Source organism: Mammaliicoccus fleurettii (genome assembly GCF_003970575.1).
Taxonomy (GTDB): domain Bacteria; phylum Bacillota; class Bacilli; order Staphylococcales; family Staphylococcaceae; genus Mammaliicoccus; species Mammaliicoccus fleurettii.
Genome location: NZ_RXWZ01000075.1, coordinates 1 through 25,197 on the forward strand (window position 1 = coordinate 1; position 25,197 = coordinate 25,197).

At 30.9% G+C, this 25,197-nt stretch carries 26 protein-coding genes; 21 read left to right on the plus strand and 5 right to left on the minus strand.

What is annotated here, in order from left to right; genetic code table 11:
- Positions 1 to 205: 205 nt before the first annotated feature.
- The 11 genes from CD129_RS06320 to CD129_RS06360 all read left to right on the plus strand — a co-directional run bounded on the left by CD129_RS06320 (position 206) and on the right by CD129_RS06360 (position 7,303).
- A complete protein-coding gene (locus tag CD129_RS06320; RefSeq protein ID WP_338121197.1) occupies positions 206 to 652 on the plus strand; it encodes a GrpB family protein in 447 nt (148 codons plus the stop codon).
- 105 nt (positions 653 to 757) lie between these two features.
- Positions 758 to 1,213 carry a 2'-5' RNA ligase family protein gene (locus CD129_RS06325; RefSeq protein WP_107593087.1) on the plus strand — a complete coding sequence of 152 codons (456 nt, stop codon included), beginning with the start codon at positions 758 to 760 and terminating at the stop codon, positions 1,211 to 1,213.
- A 332-nt stretch (positions 1,214 to 1,545) separates the two neighbouring features.
- Positions 1,546 to 1,884 (plus strand): GNAT family N-acetyltransferase, encoded by a 339-nt coding sequence (locus CD129_RS06330; protein WP_239747326.1) that lies wholly within the window; start codon positions 1,546 to 1,548, stop codon positions 1,882 to 1,884.
- Between the two features lie 255 nt (positions 1,885 to 2,139).
- Complete coding sequence (locus tag CD129_RS06335; protein ID WP_243832003.1) at positions 2,140 to 2,865, plus strand: hypothetical protein; 726 nt, start codon at positions 2,140 to 2,142, stop codon at positions 2,863 to 2,865.
- 114 nt (positions 2,866 to 2,979) lie between these two features.
- Positions 2,980 to 3,111 (plus strand): hypothetical protein, encoded by a 132-nt coding sequence (locus tag CD129_RS13430; protein ID WP_256681895.1) that lies wholly within the window; start codon positions 2,980 to 2,982, stop codon positions 3,109 to 3,111.
- Between the two features lie 21 nt (positions 3,112 to 3,132).
- Positions 3,133 to 3,606, plus strand: coding sequence for a hypothetical protein (locus CD129_RS06340; protein ID WP_107558947.1), 474 nt, complete (start codon positions 3,133 to 3,135; stop codon positions 3,604 to 3,606).
- Between the two features lie 54 nt (positions 3,607 to 3,660).
- On the plus strand, positions 3,661 to 4,212 hold the full coding sequence (locus tag CD129_RS06345; RefSeq protein ID WP_107593088.1) for a GNAT family N-acetyltransferase: 552 nt from the start codon (positions 3,661 to 3,663) through the stop codon (positions 4,210 to 4,212).
- 242 nt (positions 4,213 to 4,454) lie between these two features.
- On the plus strand, positions 4,455 to 4,865 hold the full coding sequence (locus CD129_RS06350; protein ID WP_115336976.1) for a hypothetical protein: 411 nt from the start codon (positions 4,455 to 4,457) through the stop codon (positions 4,863 to 4,865).
- Positions 4,866 to 4,997: 132 nt separating this feature from the next.
- A complete protein-coding gene (locus tag CD129_RS13435) occupies positions 4,998 to 5,456 on the plus strand; it encodes an RNA-binding domain-containing protein (RefSeq protein WP_239710483.1) in 459 nt (152 codons plus the stop codon).
- Positions 5,443 to 6,258, plus strand: a complete 816-nt coding sequence (locus CD129_RS06355) for a hypothetical protein (RefSeq protein WP_243832005.1) — start codon at positions 5,443 to 5,445, stop codon at positions 6,256 to 6,258. Before CD129_RS13435 ends, CD129_RS06355 begins: the two co-directional genes overlap by 14 nt.
- Before the next feature lie 64 nt (positions 6,259 to 6,322).
- Entirely contained in the window at positions 6,323 to 7,303 is a 981-nt protein-coding gene (locus CD129_RS06360; RefSeq protein WP_115336977.1) for a DUF4365 domain-containing protein, read from the plus strand.
- Positions 7,304 to 7,763: 460 nt separating this feature from the next.
- Here the strand turns inward: CD129_RS06360 and CD129_RS06365 are convergent, their stop codons facing one another.
- Positions 7,764 to 8,312 (minus strand): histidine phosphatase family protein, encoded by a 549-nt coding sequence (locus tag CD129_RS06365; RefSeq protein ID WP_115336978.1) that lies wholly within the window; start codon positions 8,310 to 8,312, stop codon positions 7,764 to 7,766.
- 928 nt (positions 8,313 to 9,240) lie between these two features.
- Here CD129_RS06365 and CD129_RS06370 point away from each other — a divergent pair.
- From CD129_RS06370 to CD129_RS06380, 4 genes are all read left to right on the plus strand, one after another.
- Entirely contained in the window at positions 9,241 to 10,008 is a 768-nt protein-coding gene (locus CD129_RS06370) for an FtsW/RodA/SpoVE family cell cycle protein (protein WP_115336979.1), read from the plus strand.
- A 148-nt stretch (positions 10,009 to 10,156) separates the two neighbouring features.
- The gene (locus CD129_RS06375; protein WP_243832006.1) at positions 10,157 to 11,572 is read left to right on the plus strand and encodes an MFS transporter; all 1,416 of its coding nucleotides are present in this window, start codon (positions 10,157 to 10,159) and stop codon (positions 11,570 to 11,572) included.
- Positions 11,573 to 11,579: 7 nt separating this feature from the next.
- On the plus strand, positions 11,580 to 11,714 hold the full coding sequence (locus CD129_RS13440) for a hypothetical protein (protein ID WP_256681896.1): 135 nt from the start codon (positions 11,580 to 11,582) through the stop codon (positions 11,712 to 11,714).
- An 88-nt stretch (positions 11,715 to 11,802) separates the two neighbouring features.
- Complete coding sequence (locus CD129_RS06380) at positions 11,803 to 12,780, plus strand: alpha/beta hydrolase fold domain-containing protein (RefSeq protein ID WP_115336980.1); 978 nt, start codon at positions 11,803 to 11,805, stop codon at positions 12,778 to 12,780.
- 158 nt (positions 12,781 to 12,938) lie between these two features.
- Here CD129_RS06380 and CD129_RS06385 read toward each other — a convergent pair whose 3' ends face one another.
- The 4 genes from CD129_RS06385 to CD129_RS06400 form a co-directional block, all read right to left on the minus strand.
- Positions 12,939 to 13,913: a tRNA dihydrouridine synthase gene (locus CD129_RS06385; protein ID WP_115336981.1), complete on the minus strand. Its 975-nt coding sequence runs from the start codon at positions 13,911 to 13,913 to the stop codon at positions 12,939 to 12,941.
- Between the two features lie 211 nt (positions 13,914 to 14,124).
- Positions 14,125 to 15,165: an NAD(P)-dependent alcohol dehydrogenase gene (locus CD129_RS06390; RefSeq protein ID WP_115336982.1), complete on the minus strand. Its 1,041-nt coding sequence runs from the start codon at positions 15,163 to 15,165 to the stop codon at positions 14,125 to 14,127.
- Between the two features lie 264 nt (positions 15,166 to 15,429).
- The gene (locus tag CD129_RS06395) at positions 15,430 to 15,906 is read right to left on the minus strand and encodes a nucleoside deaminase (RefSeq protein ID WP_078357237.1); all 477 of its coding nucleotides are present in this window, start codon (positions 15,904 to 15,906) and stop codon (positions 15,430 to 15,432) included.
- Positions 15,907 to 16,040: 134 nt separating this feature from the next.
- Entirely contained in the window at positions 16,041 to 16,316 is a 276-nt protein-coding gene (locus CD129_RS06400) for a GNAT family N-acetyltransferase (protein ID WP_115336983.1), read from the minus strand.
- Positions 16,317 to 16,442: 126 nt separating this feature from the next.
- On the opposite strand from CD129_RS06400, the gene CD129_RS06405 reads away from it, so the two are divergent.
- From CD129_RS06405 to CD129_RS06430, 6 genes are all read left to right on the plus strand, one after another.
- Positions 16,443 to 16,655: a (4Fe-4S)-binding protein gene (locus tag CD129_RS06405; RefSeq protein ID WP_115336984.1), complete on the plus strand. Its 213-nt coding sequence runs from the start codon at positions 16,443 to 16,445 to the stop codon at positions 16,653 to 16,655.
- A 457-nt stretch (positions 16,656 to 17,112) separates the two neighbouring features.
- Positions 17,113 to 18,792, plus strand: coding sequence for a trypsin-like serine peptidase (locus CD129_RS06410; protein WP_256681897.1), 1,680 nt, complete (start codon positions 17,113 to 17,115; stop codon positions 18,790 to 18,792).
- A gap of 528 nt (positions 18,793 to 19,320) precedes the next feature.
- The gene (gene licT / locus CD129_RS06415; protein ID WP_115336985.1) at positions 19,321 to 20,163 is read left to right on the plus strand and encodes a BglG family transcription antiterminator LicT; all 843 of its coding nucleotides are present in this window, start codon (positions 19,321 to 19,323) and stop codon (positions 20,161 to 20,163) included.
- A 177-nt stretch (positions 20,164 to 20,340) separates the two neighbouring features.
- A complete protein-coding gene (ascF, locus tag CD129_RS06420) occupies positions 20,341 to 22,215 on the plus strand; it encodes a PTS cellobiose/arbutin/salicin transporter subunit IIBC (RefSeq protein WP_115336986.1) in 1,875 nt (624 codons plus the stop codon).
- Positions 22,212 to 23,639 (plus strand): 6-phospho-beta-glucosidase, encoded by a 1,428-nt coding sequence (gene ascB / locus CD129_RS06425; RefSeq protein WP_115336987.1) that lies wholly within the window; start codon positions 22,212 to 22,214, stop codon positions 23,637 to 23,639. Before ascF ends, ascB begins: the two co-directional genes overlap by 4 nt.
- A 231-nt stretch (positions 23,640 to 23,870) precedes the next feature.
- Entirely contained in the window at positions 23,871 to 24,809 is a 939-nt protein-coding gene (locus tag CD129_RS06430; RefSeq protein ID WP_115336988.1) for a TDT family transporter, read from the plus strand.
- Positions 24,810 to 25,197: the final 388 nt, after the last annotated feature.

A 25,197-nucleotide genomic window follows, 5' to 3' on the forward strand; every position in this document is an offset into this window, starting at 1 on the left:
TTTAAAAACCTTTCCTTCTAAAATAGATTTAAATAGCATCGAAATTTCCGCAAATAAAGTTAATATTTTATTTGAAAAATTAGTGAGTAGTATATTTAATGAGTCTCAAGAAGCTTATTTAATTAGAAAAGTAGGATACAATGTTTTCAACACAAATGAAAATAAGTAGCCTTTTAAACTAATAGGTAAAAGGGGAGAAGGGTTTATGAAAGTTAGACTATCAGAATATAATCGACTATGGAAATTAATGTACCATGAAGAGTGTGAACATTTGTATGAAATATTAGGGCAAGAAATTATTAAATGTGAACATTTTGGTAGTACATCGGTTGAAGGTATGAAAGCAAAACCCGTTATAGATATGATGGTTATTGTTAAAGATATTACTCAAATTGATACATATAATGATACTTTTAAGAACAAGAATTATGATGTAGCTGGAGAATGGGGAATTAAGGGTAGGCGATTATTAAGAAAAGGCGGAGAAAATAGAACACATCATATCCATATTTATCAGTTCGATAATCTTGAAATAGATAGGCATTTAAAGGTTAGAGATTATTTAAGAGCGCATAAACAAGAAGTGAAAAGTTATAATAAGATTAAGGAAGAAATTACAAAAGATGTTGATGATACAAAGATATATAGATAAAAAATATGATTATGTTAAAAAGTTAGAAGAAAGAGCAATTGAATATTTTAAATAATATACCAATAATAGGTAGTATGATATTGGGTAAATTTTAGAAGGTTTAAAATGTATTTTATAGGCATCGTACCTTCAGAAGACATATATACAGAGCTAACTAACTTGCAAGAAAAATATATGAATAAAATTGGCGTAGAACCTCATGTTACACTAAAAGCGCAAAGCCAATTAAATGAAAGCCGTGAGAGATTAAATCAAATACACAATATTATCAGCAAAACAAAGCAATTTTATATTACACCAAAAACTATTGAATTTTTTGGGGAACAAGTTTTATATTTATCATTATATTCCCCTGAATTAATCAGATTGCATAATAAATTAGTTGATACATTAAATGTACCTAAAGAATTAAAAGAGTATTATTTTGAAGGTGAGTTATTCGTACCACATATTACAATAGGTAAAACGACATACTTCAACGATATAAGTTCAGGAAATAATTATAGGACATTGTTAGAAATGAAAAAAGAGTTACAGAATAAAAACATCTTTAATCCATAATAAAGGGTTTTTATATGAATGAATTTTTAAGTGTATGATTAATTTTAATAATAGTGGCTGTACTATTTTTCACTAGTTACTCACTTATAGATAATATTGATTTTTAATTTTATAATTGTTTTTGTCGGCCCCACAGTGATTTCTAAATCTCTAAAAATTAAAAAGAAGGGGATGCCCTTCTCTTTTTTTTATTTGTAAATTATCACAAAATCAAATAAACACATAGCATACCTACACTGTTTTAATTTCATTGACAGAGAAAAATTGTTGGTTAGCAGTAGCATTGATAGGGGGAAGTAAATTTAAAAAATAGTATTACGGAAGTGATGAACATGTCAGTAATTGAAACGGAACGATTAATCCTACGTGAATTAAGAATTGTAGATAAAAAAGATTTAGCTAAAGTGTTCTCTGATCCTCTATCTATGCAATACTATGATCATCCGTTCAATGAGCATGAGGTGGAAGAATGGCTTAATTGGAATATTGAAAATTATACTACCTATAATTGTGGTTTATGGGCAGTTATTTTGAAGGAAGATGGAACATTTTTAGGTGATTGTGGAATAACGATGCAAAATATTGATGGAGAGATATTACCTGAGATTGGATTTCATATTATTAAAGAATACTGCAATAAAGGATATGCGTCACAAGCGGCGAAAGCCTGAGTTGAATATGCTTTTAATATTTTAGGATATGAACAAATATATTCTTATTCAACTATTGATAACCTCCCTCTCAAAAAGTAGCAGCAAAAATAGGGATGGAGAAATATAAAGTGTTTGATAAGAATGGTGTGCATCATATTGTTCAAAGAGCCAGTAGAGAATAGAAAGGGTTTGTAAGTAATGTCTTAATAAGTTATTTTTGAATCATATGATGAATTTATAGGCATAATAGTTCTAATAGTGGGGTGAGAATTTATGGATAAATTAAATGAACTGTTAAAAAGTAAAGATGTACCTAGAAATACAAAAGAAATGGTACTATCTATGAATAAAGATGGTTTACAATTATTAAATGACTGTTATGATGTAAATTCTAAATTTTATAGAAGTGTACAACCAGAAATAATTGCTCGTCAATTTTATGCTGATCCAAAAGTGGTAAAAAACTTATACCATTATACTAATGTTGAAGCATTTGAAAAAATTATAGTATCTAAGCAATTCTTAATTGGATCTATACACTATATGAATGATACTAATGAAGTGAAATATGTTTATGGGTTAATGGAAAGTGAATTAAAAAACTTGAATGCCCCGGAAGATGTTGTTTCTATTATAAAAAGGTTAAACACCGAGTTACCTTATGATACTTACGTTTGGAGTTTTAGTGAAAATAATTATTCACAGGCATTGTCAAACTATGGTGAACTTGCCTTAGGTTTTGAAAATTCAGAAATAATGCGAAATCTTGGTGAATATTATTCGAGAGGACGATCGACACTTGATGAATATACAATTGGAAATGCTTATGTATTTCCTTTAAAAGTAGAATATAATCTTCAAATACAACTCGATTATATTAAAGAATTAGCTAGAGCATGGATTGTTGCACATGACAATATTAAGTATGATTCATCAGACATGTCGGAAGTGATTTTAGGTATAGTACAAGCATTATATTTCTTCTCTCTATTTTTTTAAAATCCATATTTAAGACAGGAGGAAGAAATTCGTTATATTATACAAAATATAAATAGTGATAGTTCTTTAAATCCTGAAACTCAAATGAACGATAAACCATTTGCAGTTTGTAAAATGACATCAGAGATGCTTAAGGAAGTAATCATAAATGGAGATAATGCTGATAAAAAAACTAAAATTGAAGCACTATTGAAAAATCATTCATTTGAAGGTACAAAGGTTAGTATTACAAAGCTTCCGTATTAATATCTTGTAAGGAGTGATACTTTGAAAGGTTTGGAGCAATCTTGGGATATATATGTTTCTGAATTTATAAAAAGAGATACTAAAATAGAAGAAATCAAAAAATATTTGAATAATACTTATAAGAAAGAACTAGTTCAATTTAGTATTGTTGGAGCAGAAATTGCTTATAACCGTTGGAGAAATAGACTTGCTAATGAATGGTCAGAATTAGCAAATATAGTTTATATAAAATGCTACAAAAATAATAGAGAAGAATCAAGACCAATTATAGTAGGAGTTACTAAAACAGGTAAGATGGGTAGTATAGATATCGATTTAAATGTCGATATTAATATAGGTAGAAAAAACTTTGAAATATCTGGACGAAAATTTTTAAAAGATAATGACTTAGACTTTGATTTTAGTTGGATATACGCAATAAGTTGTGATAGTCCTATGGAAGCTCTCCTCATAGAAAGAGCGATTCAGAATGAATTCAATCTGTTTCCTAGTTAAATATGAATTGAATGTTTTAATTGTATATAAATACTCAGATAAATGAGGTAAATTATGGAGATTAAAGCTTATACCCAAAAATATGAAGACTCATGGATTCGTTGTAGAACATTATCGTTTCTTTACACACAGTATTACGATGATGTATTGCATAACAAACCTGAAATACATGGGATAGAACTGATTTGTATTGAGGGTGATATAGTTATTGGTCTAATCGATGTTGAAGTTAGTAATTCATATTGTAGTTACGATAAGAACAAACGTGAAGCAATGATTGAAACCATCGCAGTACATCCAGACTATCAATTTAAAGGAATTGGAAATATGTTATTAGCGGAAGTTGAGAAAAGATTATTCCAAAAAGAGATAGAGTATATCGAAGCTTGGACTCGAGAAGATGAATCAAGTAATAAGTGGTACATAAAAAATGGATTTGAACAGTTTAACTCGTATTATCATGTATTTACAAATGGCGACGTTATTCCGGCCAACGCTAAATTTCAACCAATCTATAGTTTCGGGTATGTGTTAGATAGAACTCAGATAGATGAGGATGCGATAGATAGAATATACGAGTGTAGGGGCTATGTAAAACAGATATAAATGTAATTTAATAATTGATATAAGAAAGAGGAATCTATGAAATTATTACTTGCATAACCTAAACAAGAACAAGCCATCGAACAACTAGAGCTTGAAGTTATTAACAATCCCGAAGTTGATGTATTTCTATTTCCCGAAGGATACATATCTGATAATGAGAGACTACAAGATGTGTCAAAGGTAGCAATGATAATAATGTCACTATTGTAAGTTCGTATAGGAAAGACGATAAAGATATTGCAGTGGTTATCGATAAGAATGGAAAAATCATTTATACACGTGCAAAAACAGAATCTGAATCTATTGAAAAGCTAGTTCAGCCGTTACATTTCAAGTTAGGTGACTATAATGCAGGTTATATCTTATGTATGAAAATTCTAAAAGGAGTTAGAGATTTTAAAACAGATGAGCAGTTAGATATTATCTTTCATCCAATCGGAGTAGGTATGTTCAGTGAGGAACAATTGGATGAATGGATAGAAGCGGCACAAAAGTTAGCAATAAAAACAAAATGTAAGGTGATAGGTACAAGTCATGCAGATGGTTCATATAGAAATTGTGAAGTAACCATACCTATAGATTATATGATTAATCGAGAAGGAAAGGAGAGGTATTATTCTTTTCAAAGAATAATACCAAATCTAAAATTATAGAAATTTAAGCATTCAATAAACCCTATACAGAATTAGAAATTGAATATTACTATGGTGCAATATTCGGAAAAACGAAAGATGGTAATCCATTTATTAGGAAGTTAGGTGAAGATGCAGAAGTGCGTGATTTATATGGCTATGATGGAAATAGTACAGTGTACTCATCATTTGGAAGTAAGATATAAGCTACTCCAATTATACGAACAGGAGATGATTGATATAAATATACAAGAAATTTGGGATAATAAATTATCTGAAGATCAAAAACTAGAATATAAACAATATTTCTTTACTAATGGTAAGTTTAGCTCAATATCTGACAAAGAAAAGAATAAGTTACTTCAAGTTATTAGCTCATTTGCGAATACTACTGGTGGGACAATCATCATAGGAATAGGAGAAGATGATAATCATAATCCAGCTCAACTAAAAGATGTGGGAATAAATGAGCAGAACTTAGAAACTTGGGAGCAGTCTTTTAGACAATACATTAGTAGCAAAATAAAACCCGTTATTCATGGAATTAAAATTAACCTAGAGACAATTGAGAATATATCTTCTCAGAATATATATACCTATGAGTTTAACTAAGCCACATGCTGTTAACAATAGTAGTAGAGATGATTTATATATAAGATATGGAAATATGACAACACCAATGTTATTTGAAGACATTCGTAATGCTTTCAATGAAAAAAACATAACTGAGAACAAAATCATAAATTTTAAGAATGAGAGATTGAGTATGATTTTAGGAGGAGAAATTGCTGGAGATCTAGAAGGAGACACAGCAATGCTTATTCATATTATTCCTCAAACTAGCATGAAACTAAATAGTTATACTGACTTGAGTAAGGCGGAGACAAATCATAAAATTGATGTGTTCAGTCCTACATCCAGAAGTATTATGAGAAGAGGATATGTAAGTTACAATATGGACGGTCTTTTGGTTTCATATGAATCTTCTAAAAAAATTGCAGCTTATACTCAATTTTTTCATAACGGGAGCTTAGAAATTACTGAAATAAGAATGATGAATATGGATAGAGAAAATCGAAATGAGAAATTCATATATAGTTGGTTAAAATTAGAAGAAATGCTAATTAACAAAGTACGTGACTTTACAGAGGTAATGAGTGAGCTAGAAATACCGAAACCGTATCTTTTATTCGTGACGCTATTAAATACTAAAGGCAAACAGAGTCAGGGAGATTTTGAAAATTATCCAATTAAGCCGTTTATTAGAAATGTTATACATTCAATGCCCGCATTTATTATTGAAAATGATAATTATTTGAATTCAATGTATCCATTGATTACAAGTCTTTCAAATGCCTTTGGATTAAAGGATTCACAGTTAATTAATGCGGAAAAGAAGTTGCCTAGATTTTAATTAACTCTAATTACAGTACTATAATATAAATTAGATAATTGTATAGATGTAAATAGGAGGAACCATGACAGAAAATTTACCGATTTTTAATAAGAATCAAATGACAGGTGCTAAATCAGCATCATATCTAAAGTATATATTGCAGAGATTCTGTTTAGTAAATGAGATTGATCAAACTCAAGATATTGGTATAGATTTTAGTGCTACTATACTTAATAATAATCGACCAACAAAATTGAATTTTTATATTCAATGTAAGGGAACAGATAATCCAGGGATATATCTAGATAGTGGCAAAGAAAATTTTTGTTATAGTATAGCTACTTCGACTTTAAACTATTGGATCCAAAAACAGGATGTAACATTTATATTTTTAGTAGATTTACCAAATCAAAATATCTATTGGGCTAATCCATTAGAACAAGTCCAAAAAACTAAGTTAATAAATCAAAAGTCAGTAAGCATTAAAATTCCATTAAATCAAATTATTAATTCAAATACGAAAAATACACCAGATGACATCCAATTTAATATTTATAAACATTATTCTAATTTCTCATCAGCTGTCATAATGAATTTAGAGAAATTTGAGTCTGAAATTGAAAATGGGAGACAGAGTTTTAATGAACAACAATTAGACACTATTATTTCGAATCTCAGTAAACATCATAAAGAAGTAGAAAGAAAATTTATAGAAGTAAGTGATAAATTAAAAAGAAGATTAGAATATGATTTTAAAAAAGCAATGTATTATGCAATAAAAATTGATCAGATGGATGAAATAAAACATCAGTATTGTCCAAAAGGAATATTTCTTACAGAATTTTCTAATAAAGTTAATAATCACAGATATAGCATTGAAAGTTTATACGGGTTAATAGATACTTCTTCTAATTGTGATTTGGATATTTTATACACCCTATGTAAGATAGTACATGAATTTATGATAGACATACTCTTTTTCTATAGGGAGTTAGCATATGAAGATAGTCCATTTACTTCTCATGCTGATATAGAAAAAGAGATTTCAAAATTAAAGCTATAAAAGTAAATCCAAATATGCTTCTGAAAGAATAATAGTATATACAGGATTTATTATTAATATAGGTAAATCAAGAGAAAATGAATAAAAAACCACTAATTCAATAGATATTCTTATATTATAATGCAGTGTATGCACCTTTATATAAATTTAATGATTTTAGTATAGTTAAAGTCAATAATGTGCAGGGGATTATAAAAGTTAATATCTTTTTTAATGGTCAGATAATTGATCGTAGTGAGATTTTTTAACAGGATTTTTTCATAAGAAATTGGTGCTATTACTTTAAGAGAAGATTTTATTAAAGCCATCAATGATATAAAATATTGACGGATTTAAAACTATAATAACCTCATTCTTAAGAGATACACTCACCTATATCAAAAATAATAGAATTTTTGGAAAGTATAGTCCTACCATAAATAAATCTAAGTACATTCGTTTTGAATGTACTTATTTAATTCTAACTGAGACTTTTTAATTTTTTAAGTTTGTTATCTGATATGTCATATAAAAAAATTTCTGGCATCTTCATTTGCTTCCATTCTTCATAGCCGAAGTATCCGTCTGTAAGGTGATGGAATAGAACTGCAAATGCTGTCCCATGTCCACAGATGATAATATTACCATCTATATTACTTATTATTTGTTCATAAGCAATCAGTAATCGTTTAGCGACATCGTTCAATGATTCTCCATTTTCTCGTTTATAATCAAAATCTTTCCATTGTTGTTTAGAATAAAGAGGGAAATCTTGAATCCATGATCCAATTTTTCTTTCACGTAAATCATTAATAAGATTGATAGGTAGGTCTAATGATAAAGCAGTAGGTTCAATTGTATGAACAGTTCGTTGATAAGGACTGCTATAAATAGCTTGGATATTTTTATCTTTGAAGAAACGTTTAAGTTCGTCAGCATCTCTATGGCCATCAGTAGTTAAAGGAGCCAATTTATCCTCTTGTATAGTGGTATCTCTTTCAGCATGCCTGACAAAATAAATGATAGACATTAGTTAACCCCTTTCTAAATAGTGTAATTATTATTGATTATAATATTATTTAAAGAATGAAAGAACTAAAAAACCTCACTCATGTAGGATACACTGATAGTTATCATAAATAGGTGGGGGTTTTATTGTTTCTTAACTTATATGTATTTAAAATCGAAATTAAATATAAGCAATTTGGAAAAATTTTTGGATTGGAAATGCGAGGTGTTAGATAATGAATTATATATTTCCAGTAGGCTTAATAATTCTTCTTCTTATTCTTATCACACTGTTTATTCCTTTAGTTATTATGTTTTATGCATTAATAAAAAATGATCCAGAGATATTATAAACAAATCGAATAGGAGGTAAGGTATTAAAGGGTGAACAATTTTTCATGTGTTTAATGATAGGTATAGTTATATTGTTATTTTTATTTTCAATTTTTTCTAAATCTATCTGATCAACTTTAAGACAATAGCTTTTTGGATAATAATTTTGAAATTGTAAAGCTTCATTTTAATTTTTTCTAGGTTATTATCCTATTGTTTTGGAGTTGATAAATAATATTAGAAAAATGGAAAAATTAACACAGCTAGTTCTGTTACTTACACTTTTAGCTTCTATAGCATCCTTAATCATATCTCTGGTTAAATATAATAATTTATTCGAAACTACACTACTAGATGCTAGCATCAATTATCAGATTTATGCTTTATTATAATAATTGTTTTTGTAACAAATAAAAAGGCTCCTAAATTCTTAGTGAATTAGGGAGCCTTTAATATTATTTTGAACAAAATGAATTGTTTGAGTTTGCGTTATTCATCATCCTTCTACTATTTTTTAACACTACTCACCAAATATTTTTAGGTCAACCTAAAATAATTTGTCAACAAACAAAAAATGTGTGACAATTGTTAAGATATTTTTAAGAAAGGGTAAAATAATGTTAAGAATAATAAGAAGCATTAGAATTCGCATGAAGTATTTAGATTTAGGCATTATGTCTTGTTTTATAATTCTAAGTATTATAGGTGTGGTTATGATTTATAGTGCGAGTATGGTAGCTGCTTCAAGAGGAAGTTTAACTAATGGAGTGCCGGTAGAGGCTAATTTTTTTATGAAGAGACAATATATTTTTGTAATTTTAGGGTTTATTTTACTTTTAATTATTAGTATGTACTTTAATATCAACGCTCTTAAAAATAGTAATATGCAAAAGTTTATTGTTTTGGGAACAATCGCATTACTATTTCTGACATTGATAATAGGTAAAGAGATCAATGGCTCAAAGAATTGGATTAACTTAGGACTATTTAGTATTCAAACATCAGAATTTCTAAAGTTAGTGGCTATTTTTTATCTTGCATTTATATTAGATAAACTTCTAACAAATAGGCGAAGTTATCAATTGAAAAATTTGGTTCCTCCATTATCTATATTAGGTTTAGTACTTGTATTAATGCAAGGAGATTTAGGTGGAACATTGCTAACATTGGCAATTATTGCCTCTATTTTAATATATTCTGATATTAAAAATAAAATAAAATTGCAGATATTTATAAACTTGGGCGGTATATCAGGACTCATACCATTAACAGGTGTAACTCTACCGTTATTAAGTTATGGATGCTCATCCATGCTGAGCATCAGTATAGCACTAGGAAGTATGCTAGCAGTAATAAGACAAATTAAGAAAGAGAAGTTTATATAAATACAAAAAATATACAAACAAAAATATCAATTTTAATTTTCATCATATTATTTTTCTTTCAAATTGAATTTGTTCATAATGAGTTCATATAATAGGTGTTAAATAAGTATATGAAATTTGGAGCAAATAAACGAAAGAAGGCTTGAATATGAAAGAGAAAAAATATGATATTGTTGTAGTATTTTTGTTGATTGGTGTATTTATGGCTGCGCTTGATAACGGGATTATTAGTGCAGCATTAACTACAATTAACCAGTCTTTTGAAATTACGGCTCAGATGGGGTCGTGGGGTATTACGATTTATACGTTAGGTATGGCAATATCAACACCTATTGCCGGTAAACTTGCTGATATGTTTGGTCGAAAAAAAGTGTTTATAGTTGAAGTGATATTATTCGGTTTAGGATCATTACTTGTGGCACTGAGTCCAAATTATACATTCTTCATCATTGCACGACTAATTCAATCGTTTGGTGGCGGGGGTTTGTTTGTAATTGCGAGTTCGCATATTATCTCTGCTTATAAAAAAGAAAAACAAGGAAGCATGCTCGGTGGTCTTGGCGCAATGAATGGTATAGCATCAGTGCTTGGACCTAACATAGGTAGTTTGCTCATTAATGTTAGTGGAACATGGCATTGGTTATTCTTAATTAATGTGCCAGTAGCAATTATGATTGTTATCTTTATGATGATCAAAATGCCTGAAACACAAGAGAAAGTTAGAACTAAAATTGATAAATATGCAATAATGCTATTCTCATTTTCTACTTTATTAATGATGTTTGCGATTAATAATATTCAAACTGGGAACATCACTGGAAGTATATTTAGTTTGTCAGTTATCGGATTGATTATACTAGCGATTATTGGATATGCCATCATGATTTTAATAGAATATAAAAACGAATCCTCTGATGTAGATTCATTTTTGCCTTACTTTCTATTAAGAAAACCAGCATTTTCAATTACTTTAATCATGGGTGTATTATCTGGAATGTTAATCGGCGCTATTATCTTTATTCCATCATTCGTTGAAAATGTATTACACGTAAGCGCCGCGAATAGTGGTTATTGGATGACACCACTTGCTTTAGCTTCAGGAGTTGGTGCTTCAATGGGCGGTAAAATTGTAGATAAAAAAGGGGCGATATTTGCCCTAGTTGTTGCCAGTATTGTGAGTATTATCGGCTATGGTGGCTTAGCACTCTTTACGTATGAAGCCGTTGCATTTTTTGTATTTTCAATTATTGCAGGACTAGGATTTGGCTTTACAATTGGAGCGCCAATGACAGTATTAGCAACACGTTCAGCAGACTCTAGTAAAAACAATAGCACAGTTATTGGTACTTTATCCGTATCGAGACAAGTAGGTATTACAATTGCACCAACACTATTTGCTACATTTATACAGATTGGTTTCAGTCAAACGGGAACTAAAATAAAAGAAAACTTAAGTCAAGCACACTTTAATATAAAGGATATACCACATAAATTTATGAATTCAATGCAATCTGATTCAGGTAGTATATCTAAGACACTAGATCAAATTAATCAGATTCCATAATAAAGCAATGAGAGATGCTATTACAAACGGTATTATAGAGGCAACACATTTAGCTTATATGCCAGTATTTTTGACAGCAGCAATTGCATCAATGATTATTTTGATACTTGTTATCGTCTTTAAAAAAGAATTTAAATATTAATGTTGATTTCACTGATACTTATGCAGACATGTTAAAGCTTTAAATAAACAAGGTGCAGCGATATAATGAATGATATGGGGGGTTTATTTTGTTTAAGAAGATAATTGCATTCATTAGTTTAAGTATAATGGCTTTGTTTGGTTATGTTAGATTGAAAGAAAAGCGTAGTTTTAAAAGTTTTCTTTATGAAATGATGATTAGAATAATGAAAATGAAGAAACCTTACTTAAGTATAGAAAATGCTAAAAATGAAATTAATAAAGTAAAGTATCAAACGGCTGGAGAATTTGAAGGGACAAATTATAAATTCAAAAATAGTGTCCAAGTAGAAACGTTACAAGGGTCGAAGATATATATTGTGAATGATAAACCTAATTCGAAGCAAAAGGTTGTTTTATATATACATGGTGGCGCTTGGTTTAAAGATCCTTTCAAAGCTCATTTTGAATTTGTTGATAAACTTGCGACAGAAATAGATGCTAAAGTGATGATGGCTATATATCCTAAAACACCTCACGCTACGTACAAAGAAACATTTGACTTACTCGAAGAAATTTACAAAAATGATATTTTGAATAATGAGGACACAAGTCAAATTATAATTATGGGAGATTCTGCAGGTGGACAAATATCATTATCATTTTCTCAATATATTAAAACGTTAGGATTAGCGCAACCGAGTAATATTGTATTAATTTCGCCAATTCTCGATGCTACATTATCTAATCCCGAAACGTATGTATATGAAAAAATCGATCCAATGTTAGCTACACTAGGAAGCAAATATATTATAGAACTCTGGGCAGGAGATACGCCGATTGATAATTGGAGAATTTCTCCAATGTTTGGCGATTTAGAAGGCTTAGGTCATATTACAATTTCAATAGGAACGAAAGAAGCGTTATATCCAGACGCGGTTAAATTTTCTAATATTTTAAATTCAAAAAACATCGTGCATGATTTCTTACCAGGACTTAATTTGTTCCACGTTCATCCAATATTAAATATACCGGAAAGAACGCAGTTTTTAGATCAAATTAAAGATATTATCGAGAGAACTGAGTAATGGAAATTAATTATGTATATAAAAAAGAGCTCATCTGTAATGTCAGATGAGCTCTCAGAGTGTCGACAAAGTCTTATACTTTGCTGGCATTTTTTTATGCGCATGCTTTCCGCGGGCATGTTCTCAGCCTTTAGTCTTCGAATCGCTATAATTAAAAATTAGATAACAGTTTCCATTTGTGCTTCAAATTCATCGAGTAATGCACGAACTTCGTCTGCTGTGTTTGTATTCATCAATTGATTGCGCAGTTCGCCAGCACCTCTCATGCCACGTACATAGATTTTAAAGAATCTGCGTAAACTTTTAAATTGTTTAGCTTCATTTGTAGAATATTTTTCGAACAATGTTAAGTGTAATCTCAACAGATCTAATAATTCTTTACTCGTATGCTCGCGTGGTTCTTTTTCAAAGGCAAAGGGATTATGGAAGATACCTCTTCCAATCATTACACCATCAATGCCATATTTTGTTGCAAGTTCAAGACCTGTTTTTCTATCTGGTATATCACCGTTTATCGTTAGCAATGTATTTGGTGCGATCTCGTCGCGTAAATTCTTGACTGCTTCGATTAATTCCCAGTGTGCATCTACATTACTCATTTCTTTACGCGTACGTAAGTGTATAGATAAGTTTGCTATGTCTTGTTCAAAGACATGCTTTAGCCAATCTTTCCACTCTTCTATTTTATAGTAACCGAGGCGAGTTTTAACACTTACCGGTAGACCACCCGCTTTAGCTGCTTGAATAATTTCGGCTGCAGTTTCAGGTCTTAGAATTAAGCCAGACCCTTTACCTTTGCCAGCAACATTAGCTACAGGACAACCCATATTCAAATCAATACCTTTAAAGCCCATCTCTGCCATACCGATACTCATTTCTCGGAAATGCTCAGGTTTGTCTCCCCATATATGAGCGACAATAGGCTGTTCATCTTCACTAAAAGTTAAGCGACCACGAACACTGTGTATACCTTCAGGGTGGCAAAAGCTTTCAGTATTTGTAAATTCAGTGAAAAACACATCTGGTCTAGCAGCTTCACTGACAACATGACGAAAGACGATATCAGTTACATCTTCCATAGGTGCCAATATAAAAAATGGACGTGGTAATTCACTCCAAAAATTTTCTTTCATAATATATTTAAACCTTCTTTTCTATTAATATCTCGACTTTTTGTCCATGATGATATTACCACAAATTTTCAATTTACACAAAAGGATGTTGACCAGTCACATACTAAAATGAAGAGATGTTTTTAGCTAAACAATAAGAATAAATGCATTTTAATCATTTTATTTATAAAAAAATAATGCCCATATATTATGGACACCATTTTTAAAAATATTACATTGTACTTGTATCAATAACGAAACGATATTTAACATCTGAAGATAATACTCTATCATACGCTTCATCAATTTGATCAGCCGAAATTAATTCGATTTGTGGTTCAATGTTGTGTTTTGAACAGAAATCTAACATTTCTTGTGTTTCTCTAATACCACCAATTGCTGAACCTGCAAATGACCTACGATGTCCTATTAAATTTGCAACTCGTAATGATATAGGCTCTGCTGGAGCACCAACGTTAACGATTGTACCGTCTAATGCTAATAATTTAAGGTAATCATCTATTTTTAAATTAGCACTTACTGTATTAATAATTAAATCAAATGAGCTTGTAAGTTGTTCAAATGTTGCTTCATAACTTGTTGCATAATAATGAGAAGCACCTAATTTCAAGCCGTCTTCTTTTTTATTTAATGTTCGTGATAATACTGTTACTTCAGCACCCATAGCATGTGCAATTTGAACAGCCATGTGTCCAAGTCCACCCATACCGATAACGGCTACATTTTTACCTTCGTATGCTTTCCAGTGATTTAAAGGTGAATACGTCGTAATACCAGCACAAAGTAATGGTGCAGCGGCGTCTAAACCAATATTATCAGGAATGCGTAGTACAAAATCTTCATGTACGACTATATGTGTTGAGTAGCCGCCTTGAGTTGGTTCACCATATCTATCCGTACCTGCATATGTTCCAACGTTTCCTTTTAAGCAGTACTGTTCTTCGCCGTTTTGACAATGTTCACATTCACCACAAGAGTCTACCATGCAACCAACACCGACACGGTCATCGATTTGATATTTACTTACATCAGAACCGACTTCTTTAACAATACCAGCGATTTCATGACCCGGTACTAATGGGTAGTTAACAGGACCCCATTCTCCATGTGCAGTGTGAATATCTGAATGACATATTCCTGCGTATTTAATTTCTATTAAAATATCATGTTTATCAAGATCACGTCTTGTGATTTCTGTAGCGTAAAAATTGGAATCCGGACTGTTTACAGCTCTTGCTTTAGCATTCATCATAAATTAATTCCTCTCTTACTAATGTGATAGAATATCATGATTAATATTCTTCATTGTACATAATAGACCCTTGAGTATAGGCTACGTCAATTAATATGACTCACATATGAAGTATGTTTTAACACTTACCGGTAGACCACCCGATTTAGCTGCTTGAATAATTTCAGCATCAGCTACAGCACAATCCATATTCAAATCAATACCTTCACTGATATAAATTATGAGTTTACTTTAATGTGTTATGTTGATGATTAAAAAATCGAATTATTTCTTGTGTAATTTCAAATGTAACGCGTGAACTTTTTCTGCTAATTCTTGAACTGGACCATCGACATCTGCATTTTCAATAATTTGATGGATTGGTAGACTTTTTACTGGTGATGGAGGTGCGCCGATCTCACTTAACCATGTATTTAGTTGTTCAGAAGAACTTGCATAAACGATTCTACCAAGACCTACCCAACCATGTGCAGCGGCACACATCGGGCAGTGTTCACCTGAAGTGTAAACCGTTGCTAGCTTGCGTTCTTCAGGTGATAAATGATTTGCTGCCCATTTTGCTATTTCAAACTCAGGGTGTCTTGTATGATCACCACCACTAACATGATTATGATCTTCAAATATAATGTCACCTTCAGAACTTACTAAAATAGATCCAAACGGTTCATCACCTTTATTCAATGCTTGTTCTGCTAACGCTACACATCGTTTTAAATAAGTAATATCAGATTGACTAATCATCTAATAGCCTCCTCTGTCTTTATAATTTCAACGTTAATAAAATATATCATTCATTACAAATGAATAGTAATCCTATAAATAACTAAAAAATAAGAAGGCTGAGACAATTAATTGCCAGAGCCTCCTCGTTTTTATTATTTTTTTAAGACATCTTGATATTCAGGTGTCTTATCTATTAAAACTTTAGCGAAAGGGCATAATGGAACCACTTTTAAGTTGTTTTCTCGTGCGTAATTTACACCTGATTCAACCAATAATTTCCCAACATTTTGCCCACGTAATTCATCAGACACTTCAGTATGGTCGATAATCATTAGATTTTCGCCACTAGATACATAAGTCATTTGTGCTAAAAAATTCTGCTCATCTTCACCGACATAAAATTTATTTGTGCCATGTTTAATTTCCATCAGAGTCACCACCTTGAGAATATAAATAGCTAACCTATTTTAAATGATAAACTTAAAAGTGGAAATGTAAAATAATATGGTTTATTTTAATTGAACACTATTTATAATCATCAAAGGGGGATAAAAATGAGAAAAAATTATACAGGTGACACTATCGATGTTTCATTCGAACCTAAACGATGTATTCATGCAGCAGAATGTGTAAAAAATCTTTCCCAAGTGTTTGATACAGCAAAACGCCCATGGATTATGCCAGATAATGCAACAGCAGATGAAATTGCAAGAGTTGTAGAACTCTGTCCAAGTGGTGCATTAGAATATAATAGAAAAGATGGATAACCAAACGAACACCACGAAACAACAGAAATTAACATCGGAGAAGACAATCAAATATATATAAAAGGCGATTTCACATTGGATGTAAATGACGAAAAATTACATTTAAACCGCGCCATTTTAAAAGGAAACCAACAACTTAGTGAGAATCCATTTTACGAAAAGTAGAATTAATGTGTAGATGATTATGAATAAAAAAGAACAAGCGCTTTTAAATAATTTATAGATATTGAGTTAACCAATGATGAGGTTAACTCAATATTTTTGTTTTTAATTAGTTAATTAAAGTGTTTTTGTAACGATGCGCAATTGAAAAGTTCCCAATAATATTTGAAGTGTAAAATGATTTTTAATTTCTTTGTTCACAAAAGTAAAAATTACATTGCTATAAATTATTGAACAAGTATATAATATTATAAAAATAGTGTATTTTACACAAGGGGAAAAGGGGACGGATATAGTGAACAAAGTGGGGAGACATACTAATAGTGTCATTATAATATTAATTATGCTTTGGTTTTCTATATTATTTTCAATGAATACGGCACATGCTGCTGTTAATTCTAGTAATCCATTAACTGAGGGAAATGTGAATGAACTAACGTCAGTCGAGCAAATTAATACAACTGATAAATCGACTAAGACAGTTAATGGAAGTAGTACGTATACTCAACAAAAGGAAACAGTGCTTCCTAATGAAAATAAAGTTCTAGAACAAAAAACAATAAATTCTATTCCAAAAGAGATAGTTAAAAGCAATTCTACAAAAGAAGCTACACCAGTAGTTTCAAATGCTAAAGTGCAGCCTAAATCACAAACTACAACAACTAAAACAGTGAAAGTTCCGCCAAAAGTTGTACCAAACAAGAATACAACTAGCACTCCTAAAGTAGCTAAACAAACTACTAAACAAATTAAAGCTAAAGCACCATTAAAAACTGTTAAATCGAAAACGACTAATACTAAAAAGGCTCAAACTACAAAGGTAGTACCAAAAAATAAAAAGACAACAGCTCCAAGTAAAAAGAAGACAGTAAAAGTCGTGTCAAAAGCAAAACCAAAAGCGAAGGCAAAACCAAAAGCGAAGGCAAAGGCAAAACCAAAAGCAAAGGCAAAACCAAAAGCAAAGGCAAAGGCAAAACCAAAAGCAAAGGCAAAGGCAAAGGCAAAACCAAAAGCAAAGGCAAAGGCAAAACCAAAAGCAAAGGCAAAACCAAAAGCTAAACAAAGTAAGACAACTAAAAAAGCAAAAACTACAGCTAAACCTGTTAAAGATATAAAGCCAAAAGTTACATCAAAAACAACTAAAAAGAAAACAACAAAGCCTAAAAATCTTAGTTACTATAACCAAGCTCCAAAAGCATGGTCTTCAAAAATACCTGGTAGTGACAATGTACGAGACTTTGGTCAAGCTACAAAAGCATCAGGTATCGATGATGCATTGAAAATTATGAAAGCTTCTGGTAATAAAGGTGTATCTATATCACATACGAAAGCTAAAGCAGCTAATATTGCAACTGTATTTAACTGGAATCCTACAGCAAAAATGTTAACTTACGGTACTGGCACAGCAATTGGTAAACATACAATATTAACAGCAAATCATGTTATCAATAATCAACAAGCACATAAACCAATGACTCCTTCAAAAGTACAAAATCTTAGAGTGAACATTCTGCAAGAAGGTTCAAAAATTACGCGTACACTCAATGTCATTGGTGTTAAAATGATGAAATATGGCGATGTTGCCTTATTATATACAAAAGAAGATATTTCAAAATATATGAAAATACGCAAAATCGCACCAGAAAAATCAATTAACAATATAAAAGCCAACACACCAATTCATATGTATCATTATGGATTACCTACTGGAAAATACAAAAAAGATCCTATGGGTACAATGTATTATTCAAAAGGAAAGTATTCACTTATGGCACGTAATGTAAATCCAATAGGCTATTATCAAATGATGGCAGAACCAGGATCTTCAGGCGGCGCAGTTTTAAATAGTAAAAATGAAGTAATAGGTGTGCATGCTTTCAGAATAGATTCAGGAGGTTATAAAAAATATCATTTGAACACAATGGCAGAATTAAGAAGTAAGTTACGCAAAGAAATTATGAAATTAATAAAGTAACTGGATAAAGATTATATATCTAGGTTATTTCTTGGGAAATAAAGTAAGGAAGTGGGATAGAAATATCCTAGAAATTTAATAAGAGCAGAAATTCATTATTAAAATTGAATCTCTGCTCTTATTTTTTATGAAAATCATATATGTACCAGAATCTTTTCATTGTATGGTGTTGATTTTGAGGATGTCTTCGATTAACTCCCGACTTAATCTACAACTTGGTCAAACTCTTAGATTAACTTGGTACTTAATCTACAACTTAGCCAAACTCTTAGATTAACTTCTGACTTAATCTACAACTTGGGTAAACTCTTAGATTAACTAAAGACTTAATCTACAACTTGGTCTATCTCTTCGATTAACACCCGACTTAATTTTCATTTTATTTTTTCAAAAACTTATTTATGCCTCAGTTTCGTCTTTTAAAATAATTTTTCTAAAAAATAGACATTGGACAACTAAATCCGTTATTATATTGATATTCATTCTATCGTTATAGGACAATGTATTTACTACAATAAGGGGTGTCATATGAAGATAAATAAAATCATTAATAATAATGTGATTAGTGTCACCCAAAACAACCAAGAACGTGTTGTGATGGGGAAAGGGATTGGGTTTCGTAAGCAAGAAGGCGATATTGTAGAGGAGTCAAAGATTGAAAAGATTTTTGAATTAAATAACCAAGAAATATCTGAGCGCTTTAAAACGTTATTAATTGAAGTACCAATTGAAGTTGTTCAAGCGGTCGAAAAGATTATTGAGGTTGCGAAGAATGAATATAATAAAGATTTAAGTGATACGATTTATGTTGCACTTACTGATCATATTAACTTTGCTATTGAACGTCAACGTGAAGGTATGGCTATAAAGAATGGCTTGTTATGGGAAATCAAGAAATTCTATCCTACTGAGTATGAGATTGGTTTACGTGCTTTGGACTGGATTGAAGAAATTGTAGGCGTTAAATTATTAACTGATGAAGCGGGATTCATCGCAATACATTTATTAAATGCAGAACATAATAATTTTGCAGATTTTAATCAAGTGACAGAAATGGTGCAGAATATTTTAAGTTTAGTGAAGTATCATTTTAGATTGGATTTTGATGAAGAGAGTTTAACTTACTTTAGATTTATGACGCATTTGAAATTTCTTGCACAGCGTATCATTTCTAAGAAACCGCTGAATACAAACGAATTTGAACTGTTCGATATTGTGAGAGAGAAGTATAAAGATGCGTATAAATGTGTGAAGAAGATTGAAGTATTTTTATTGAAAAAATATCAATATGAAATGACACACGACGAAGCTTTATATTTAACGATTCATATACAAAGATTAATATCTAGAAATGTAAGCGTTGACAATTGATAATTTTGTGATATATTTATGTTAAGAAAAACAAAATAAACAATTAATTGTTTAGGATTGTAACTGTTCGGCAGGCGAGACCTAAACCATTAATAGATGAATTTATCTTAGGATAAGTGTATCTATTTGTGGTTTAGGTCTTTTTTTATTGTTCTAAACAAGACGGGAGTGAAAGTAATGGCAAATGATCAAAAAATGGCTGATGAAATACTAAAAAATATCGGCGGAATTGGTAATGTAAAGAATTTAACACATTGTATGACACGTTTAAGATTCGTGTTAAAGGATGAGAGTAAAGCAAACGATGAGAACATAAAAAATATTGATGGGGTAATGGGTTTACGTAAACAAGGTGGACAATACCAAGTTATCGTTGGTAATAACGTTTCACAAACATATACTGAGTTAATGAAATTAGGTGTAAGCGGTGGCGCTAAAAGTAACGAACCTGTTGAAAAGAAGAAATTAACATTTAAACAAGTTGGTATTAATATATTAGATGCTATTATTGGTACGATGTCACCATTAATTCCTGCCATTATTGGTGGGTCAATGATTAAATTATTAGCAATGCTTTTGAATATGACAGGCGTATTATCTGTTGATAGTTCAACTTATAATATTTTAAATACTATAGGAGATGCACCATTCTTCTTCTTACCAATGTTAGTCGCAGTATCTGCAGCTAGGAAGTTTAATAGTAATGTATTCTTAGCACTCGCAATAGCAGGCGTCATGGTTCACCCAGTATTTATGGAAATTATGGAAAAAGCAGCTGAAGGAAAAGAAGCAACATTCGCATTTGTTCCAGTTATGTCAGTAAAATATACGTATACAATTATTCCAGCAATTGTTATGACATGGTTGCTGAAATATATTGAAGATTTTGCAGATCGTATTACACCAATCGTAATGAAGAATTTCTTAAAACCAATGTTAATCTTATTAATTGCAGCACCTATTGCAATTATTATTGTTGGACCTACGGGTATTTTAATAGGTACAGGGTTATCTGAAATTGTATTCTTTGTACATGATAAATTAGGATTCTTAGCAGTAGCAATTGTTGGTGCGTTATGGCCATTATTAGTTATGACAGGTATGCACCGTGTTTTCACACCAACGATTGTTCAAACAATTGCAGAAACTGGTGAAGAAGCTATGGTTATGCCATCTGAGATTGGTGCAAACTTATCTCTTGGTGGGGTTTCACTTGCAGTAGCACTTAAGACAAAAAATAGAGAATTAAGACAAACATCATTAGCAGCAGCGTCATCTGCAATTATCGCTGGTATTACTGAACCTGCATTATATGGGGTAGCGATTCGACTAAAACGTCCAATGATTGCATCAGTTATTACAGGTTTTGTGGCAGGTGCAGTAGCCGGTTTAGCAGGACTTGCGAGTCATTCTATGGCAGCACCTGGACTATTTACGAGTGTTCAGTTTATAGATCAAGATAATCCAATGAGTATTTTATGGGTAGTTGTTGTAATGGTATTATCAGTTGTACTGTCATTTATTTTAACTTTAGTGATTGGATTTGAAGATATTCCAGAATCAGAAGATGAATTATTAGATTTAGGTACGAAAGATAATATTACGGTTGCTTCACCAATTGAAGGTATAATCAAACCAATTTCAAGTGTGCAAGATGATGTCTTTAGTAGAGAAGTAATTGGAAAGAGTATCGCGATTGAACCAACAGGTAATACAATATATGCACCAGTAACGGGTACAGTGACTTCAGTCTTCCCGACTAACCATGCTATTGGTATTACTGGTGATAGTGGAATAGAAGTATTAATTCATGTAGGTATTGATACAGTGAAATTAAATGGTGAACCATTCACAACTGCAGTTGAACAAGGAGACCATGTCAATGTTGGTGATGTAGTTGGAACGTATGATTTAGCTCAAATTATTGAAGCGGGTTATGATCCTACAACAATCGTAGTCATTACAAATACAGAAGACTATGAATCTATTACATCATTTGACAGAGCGGACGTTGAAGCATATACATCAATATTAGGAGCGGTTAAATCATGACAATAAAGACTTTTCCAGAAAATTTCCTTTGGGGTGGTGCTATAGCAGCCAACCAAACTGAAGGTGCATGGACTGAAGGTGGCAGAGGGTTAAGTAATATAGACTTAATCCCTCATGGTGCTAATCGACGAGACATTAAAATAGGAAATAAAAAATCCGAACTAAGTGATGAAGAATATTATCCAAGCCATACTGGTATTGATTTTTATCATCATTATAAAGAAGATATTGCGATGCTTGCTGAAATGGGATTGAAAGTTTTTAGAACATCTATTTCTTGGAGTAGAATTTATCCGAATGGTGATGAATCAACACCGAATCAAGCAGGTATTGATTATTACACTGATTTATTTAAGACATGTAAAGAACACAATATGGCGTTACTCGTAACACTTGCACATTTTGATATTCCGATGGGGATTGTTGAAAAGTATAACGGTTGGAAGAATAGAGAAACAATCGATTTATATGTTAAATTTGCAGAAACATGTTTTGAAAACTTTGGAGAATACGTGAACTATTGGATTCCATTTAATGAAATCAATGTTGTGTTACACAGTCCATTTTCAGGCGGTGGCTTAAACTTTGATGAAACTGAAAATAGAGAAGAATTATTATATCAAGCAGCACATTATATGTTAGTTGCAAGTGCTAAAGCTGTAGAAAGTTGTCATCGTATCACACCGAAAGCACAAATTGGTTGTATGATCGCAGGCGGTAGTTTCTATCCTTATAGCTGTAACCCAGAAGATGTTTGGCAATCAATGAATGATGAGAGAACAAATACATTCTTTGTAGATGTACAAGCAAAAGGAAAATATCCTTATTACATGGATGCATTCTTTAAATCTAAAGGAATCAATATTGAAATCAGTGAAAGTGATAAAGAAATATTAAAGCAAACCGTTGATTTTGTCGCGTTTAGTTATTATGCATCTCGAACATCTATTGCAGATATATCAAGAGTAGAAGCAAACGAAGGCAACATTATTGTATCCGCCAAAAACCCTTACTTAAAAATGAGTGATTGGGGATGGGTCATAGATCCACTTGGATTAAGAATTACAATGAATCAAATATATGAAAGATTTGAGAAACCACTATTTGTCGTAGAAAATGGATTAGGAGCAAAAGATAAAATAGAAGCGGACGGTACTATACAAGATGATTACCGAATTGATTATATGCAACAACACATCGACGCAATGTATGATGGCATACAAGATGGCGTACCACTACTAGGTTATATCAGTTGGGGAATTATTGATTTAGTATCAGCATCAACTGGCGAAATGAGTAAACGATACGGTATGATTTATGTTGATAAAGATAATGCTGGTAATGGAACTTTAGAACGAAGAAAGAAAAAATCATTTGATTGGTATAAACAAGTGATAGCACAAAATGGAATAGAAATAAATTGATGAGTTAAGGCAAAACTTCTGGATTGCGCAGAAGTTTTGCTTTTTTATTTTTCTATATAAATAGATTTCTGTCCCGCTCTCTTATTGATTTATACTTAAGATGGGTAATTATCAAATTAATCATAAATTGTTCAGCAGAAACTTCTGAAATATATTAGTATAGAATAATAGATAACAAATGTAAGATATTAGACAACGTTTTATCAATATAATAATGAAAGGGTATTGGTTATGTTAAAAAGTACCTTAAAAAAGATACCAATTGCTATAAGTGGGTTAGCATTGGGAATCATGGCGTTAAGTAATCTGCTTTACCATATACATTTACCGTCAGTTGGAATGATTTTCTTTATTATTTCCTGTGCAATAATTTTAATCTTTAGTTTGAAATGGATCATTTATCCTAAAATGTTTTTACAAGAACTTAAAAATATAAATACATTCGCAATTCTACCTACTTTTCCTATGGCATTAATGCTATTAGTGTTTATAGTTAAGTCAGAATTTATGGTAGATAATGTTGTTCTGAGTATAATTTGGTACGTTTCTATTTTATTGCATGTGAGCTTTATTGTTCTATTTATTAGTTTTTATGCTTTTAGAAATTATAAGTCATTACCAAATACGAGTTGGTTTGTAATGTTTGTTGGAATAGGTGTTATCGGTGAAACATCATCAGGTTTCAATATTAGAATTGGTCATATATCAACTATTCTTGGGTCTATATTTTTAATATTGATACTTGGTTATGTGTTAATTAATAAAGCGTGGCAACACTATAATCAAGAACAATTTCCTATGGTAATTATTATGAGCGCACCTGCAGCATTATGTTTAAATGGATATATCTTGAATAATGAAAGTTATGCTATGTGGTATGTATGGATGTTTCTAATTCTTTCACAAATATTATTTTTATTTACTTTAATATTTTTACCTAAAATTATTCAAAATGGATTTAAAGTTTCCTTTTCAGCACTAACATTCCCATGGGTCACAACGGCAGCTTCATTATATAACGTGAATCATAAAATTTATTTTATTGATATATTATCTAACGGTTTCAATGTGCTATTCGCTATAGAAATTATATGGGCAGGAATCATCGTGCTCTATGTCCTATACAAATATATTATGTTCTTAATTACTAAAGATGTCGTTTATAGTTAAACTGATCATTTATTATATGCTCTCTACCTTGATAAATAAATTGAGGTAGAGAGCTTTTGTATTAATTGTCTAAATATTAAAAAATAATCTACACTTTTTAAAATGTGTAGATTATTAATAAAATTTAATATTTATTAAAAAAAGTAGTGGAAAATTACAAGACAATTATGTAATATAAAAAAGCACGATTTTTTAGACGACAAATTATTGCGAATAAAATATCATGTAAAACACAAAATAAATTATAAATTTTATTTTTGTGATATTTATTAACTTAATTACGGGAGATTTATTCTAAACGCCGATTGTAAAATTAAGCTAGACACATAAGAAAAGCCACTCGTGATACACTCAAAATGAATTTCCAACCAAAGAAATCATAGGAGTG

Coding starts and splice junctions, on each gene's coding strand:
- CD129_RS06365 (WP_115336978.1), bottom strand. CDS start 8,312: ATGTCTATCATTTATTTTGTCAGGCATGCTGAAAGAGATACCACTATA.
- CD129_RS06335 (WP_243832003.1), top strand. CDS start 2,140: ATGGATAAATTAAATGAACTGTTAAAAAGTAAAGATGTACCTAGAAAT.
- CD129_RS06400 (WP_115336983.1), bottom strand. CDS start 16,316: ATGGAAATTAAACATGGCACAAATAAATTTTATGTCGGTGAAGATGAG.
- licT (WP_115336985.1), top strand. CDS start 19,321: ATGAAGATAAATAAAATCATTAATAATAATGTGATTAGTGTCACCCAA.
- CD129_RS13430 (WP_256681895.1), top strand. CDS start 2,980: ATGACATCAGAGATGCTTAAGGAAGTAATCATAAATGGAGATAATGCT.
- CD129_RS06320 (WP_338121197.1), top strand. CDS start 206: ATGAAAGTTAGACTATCAGAATATAATCGACTATGGAAATTAATGTAC.
- CD129_RS06385 (WP_115336981.1), bottom strand. CDS start 13,913: ATGAAAGAAAATTTTTGGAGTGAATTACCACGTCCATTTTTTATATTG.
- CD129_RS06330 (WP_239747326.1), top strand. CDS start 1,546: ATGTCAGTAATTGAAACGGAACGATTAATCCTACGTGAATTAAGAATT.
- ascF (WP_115336986.1), top strand. CDS start 20,341: ATGGCAAATGATCAAAAAATGGCTGATGAAATACTAAAAAATATCGGC.
- CD129_RS06430 (WP_115336988.1), top strand. CDS start 23,871: ATGTTAAAAAGTACCTTAAAAAAGATACCAATTGCTATAAGTGGGTTA.
- CD129_RS06395 (WP_078357237.1), bottom strand. CDS start 15,906: ATGATTAGTCAATCTGATATTACTTATTTAAAACGATGTGTAGCGTTA.
- CD129_RS06325 (WP_107593087.1), top strand. CDS start 758: ATGTATTTTATAGGCATCGTACCTTCAGAAGACATATATACAGAGCTA.
- CD129_RS06390 (WP_115336982.1), bottom strand. CDS start 15,165: ATGATGAATGCTAAAGCAAGAGCTGTAAACAGTCCGGATTCCAATTTT.
- CD129_RS06370 (WP_115336979.1), top strand. CDS start 9,241: ATGTTAAGAATAATAAGAAGCATTAGAATTCGCATGAAGTATTTAGAT.
- ascB (WP_115336987.1), top strand. CDS start 22,212: ATGACAATAAAGACTTTTCCAGAAAATTTCCTTTGGGGTGGTGCTATA.
- CD129_RS13435 (WP_239710483.1), top strand. CDS start 4,998: ATGGCTATGATGGAAATAGTACAGTGTACTCATCATTTGGAAGTAAGA.
- CD129_RS06345 (WP_107593088.1), top strand. CDS start 3,661: ATGGAGATTAAAGCTTATACCCAAAAATATGAAGACTCATGGATTCGT.
- CD129_RS06375 (WP_243832006.1), top strand. CDS start 10,157: ATGAAAGAGAAAAAATATGATATTGTTGTAGTATTTTTGTTGATTGGT.
- CD129_RS06405 (WP_115336984.1), top strand. CDS start 16,443: ATGAGAAAAAATTATACAGGTGACACTATCGATGTTTCATTCGAACCT.
- CD129_RS06355 (WP_243832005.1), top strand. CDS start 5,443: ATGAGTTTAACTAAGCCACATGCTGTTAACAATAGTAGTAGAGATGAT.
- CD129_RS13440 (WP_256681896.1), top strand. CDS start 11,580: ATGAGAGATGCTATTACAAACGGTATTATAGAGGCAACACATTTAGCT.
- CD129_RS06360 (WP_115336977.1), top strand. CDS start 6,323: ATGACAGAAAATTTACCGATTTTTAATAAGAATCAAATGACAGGTGCT.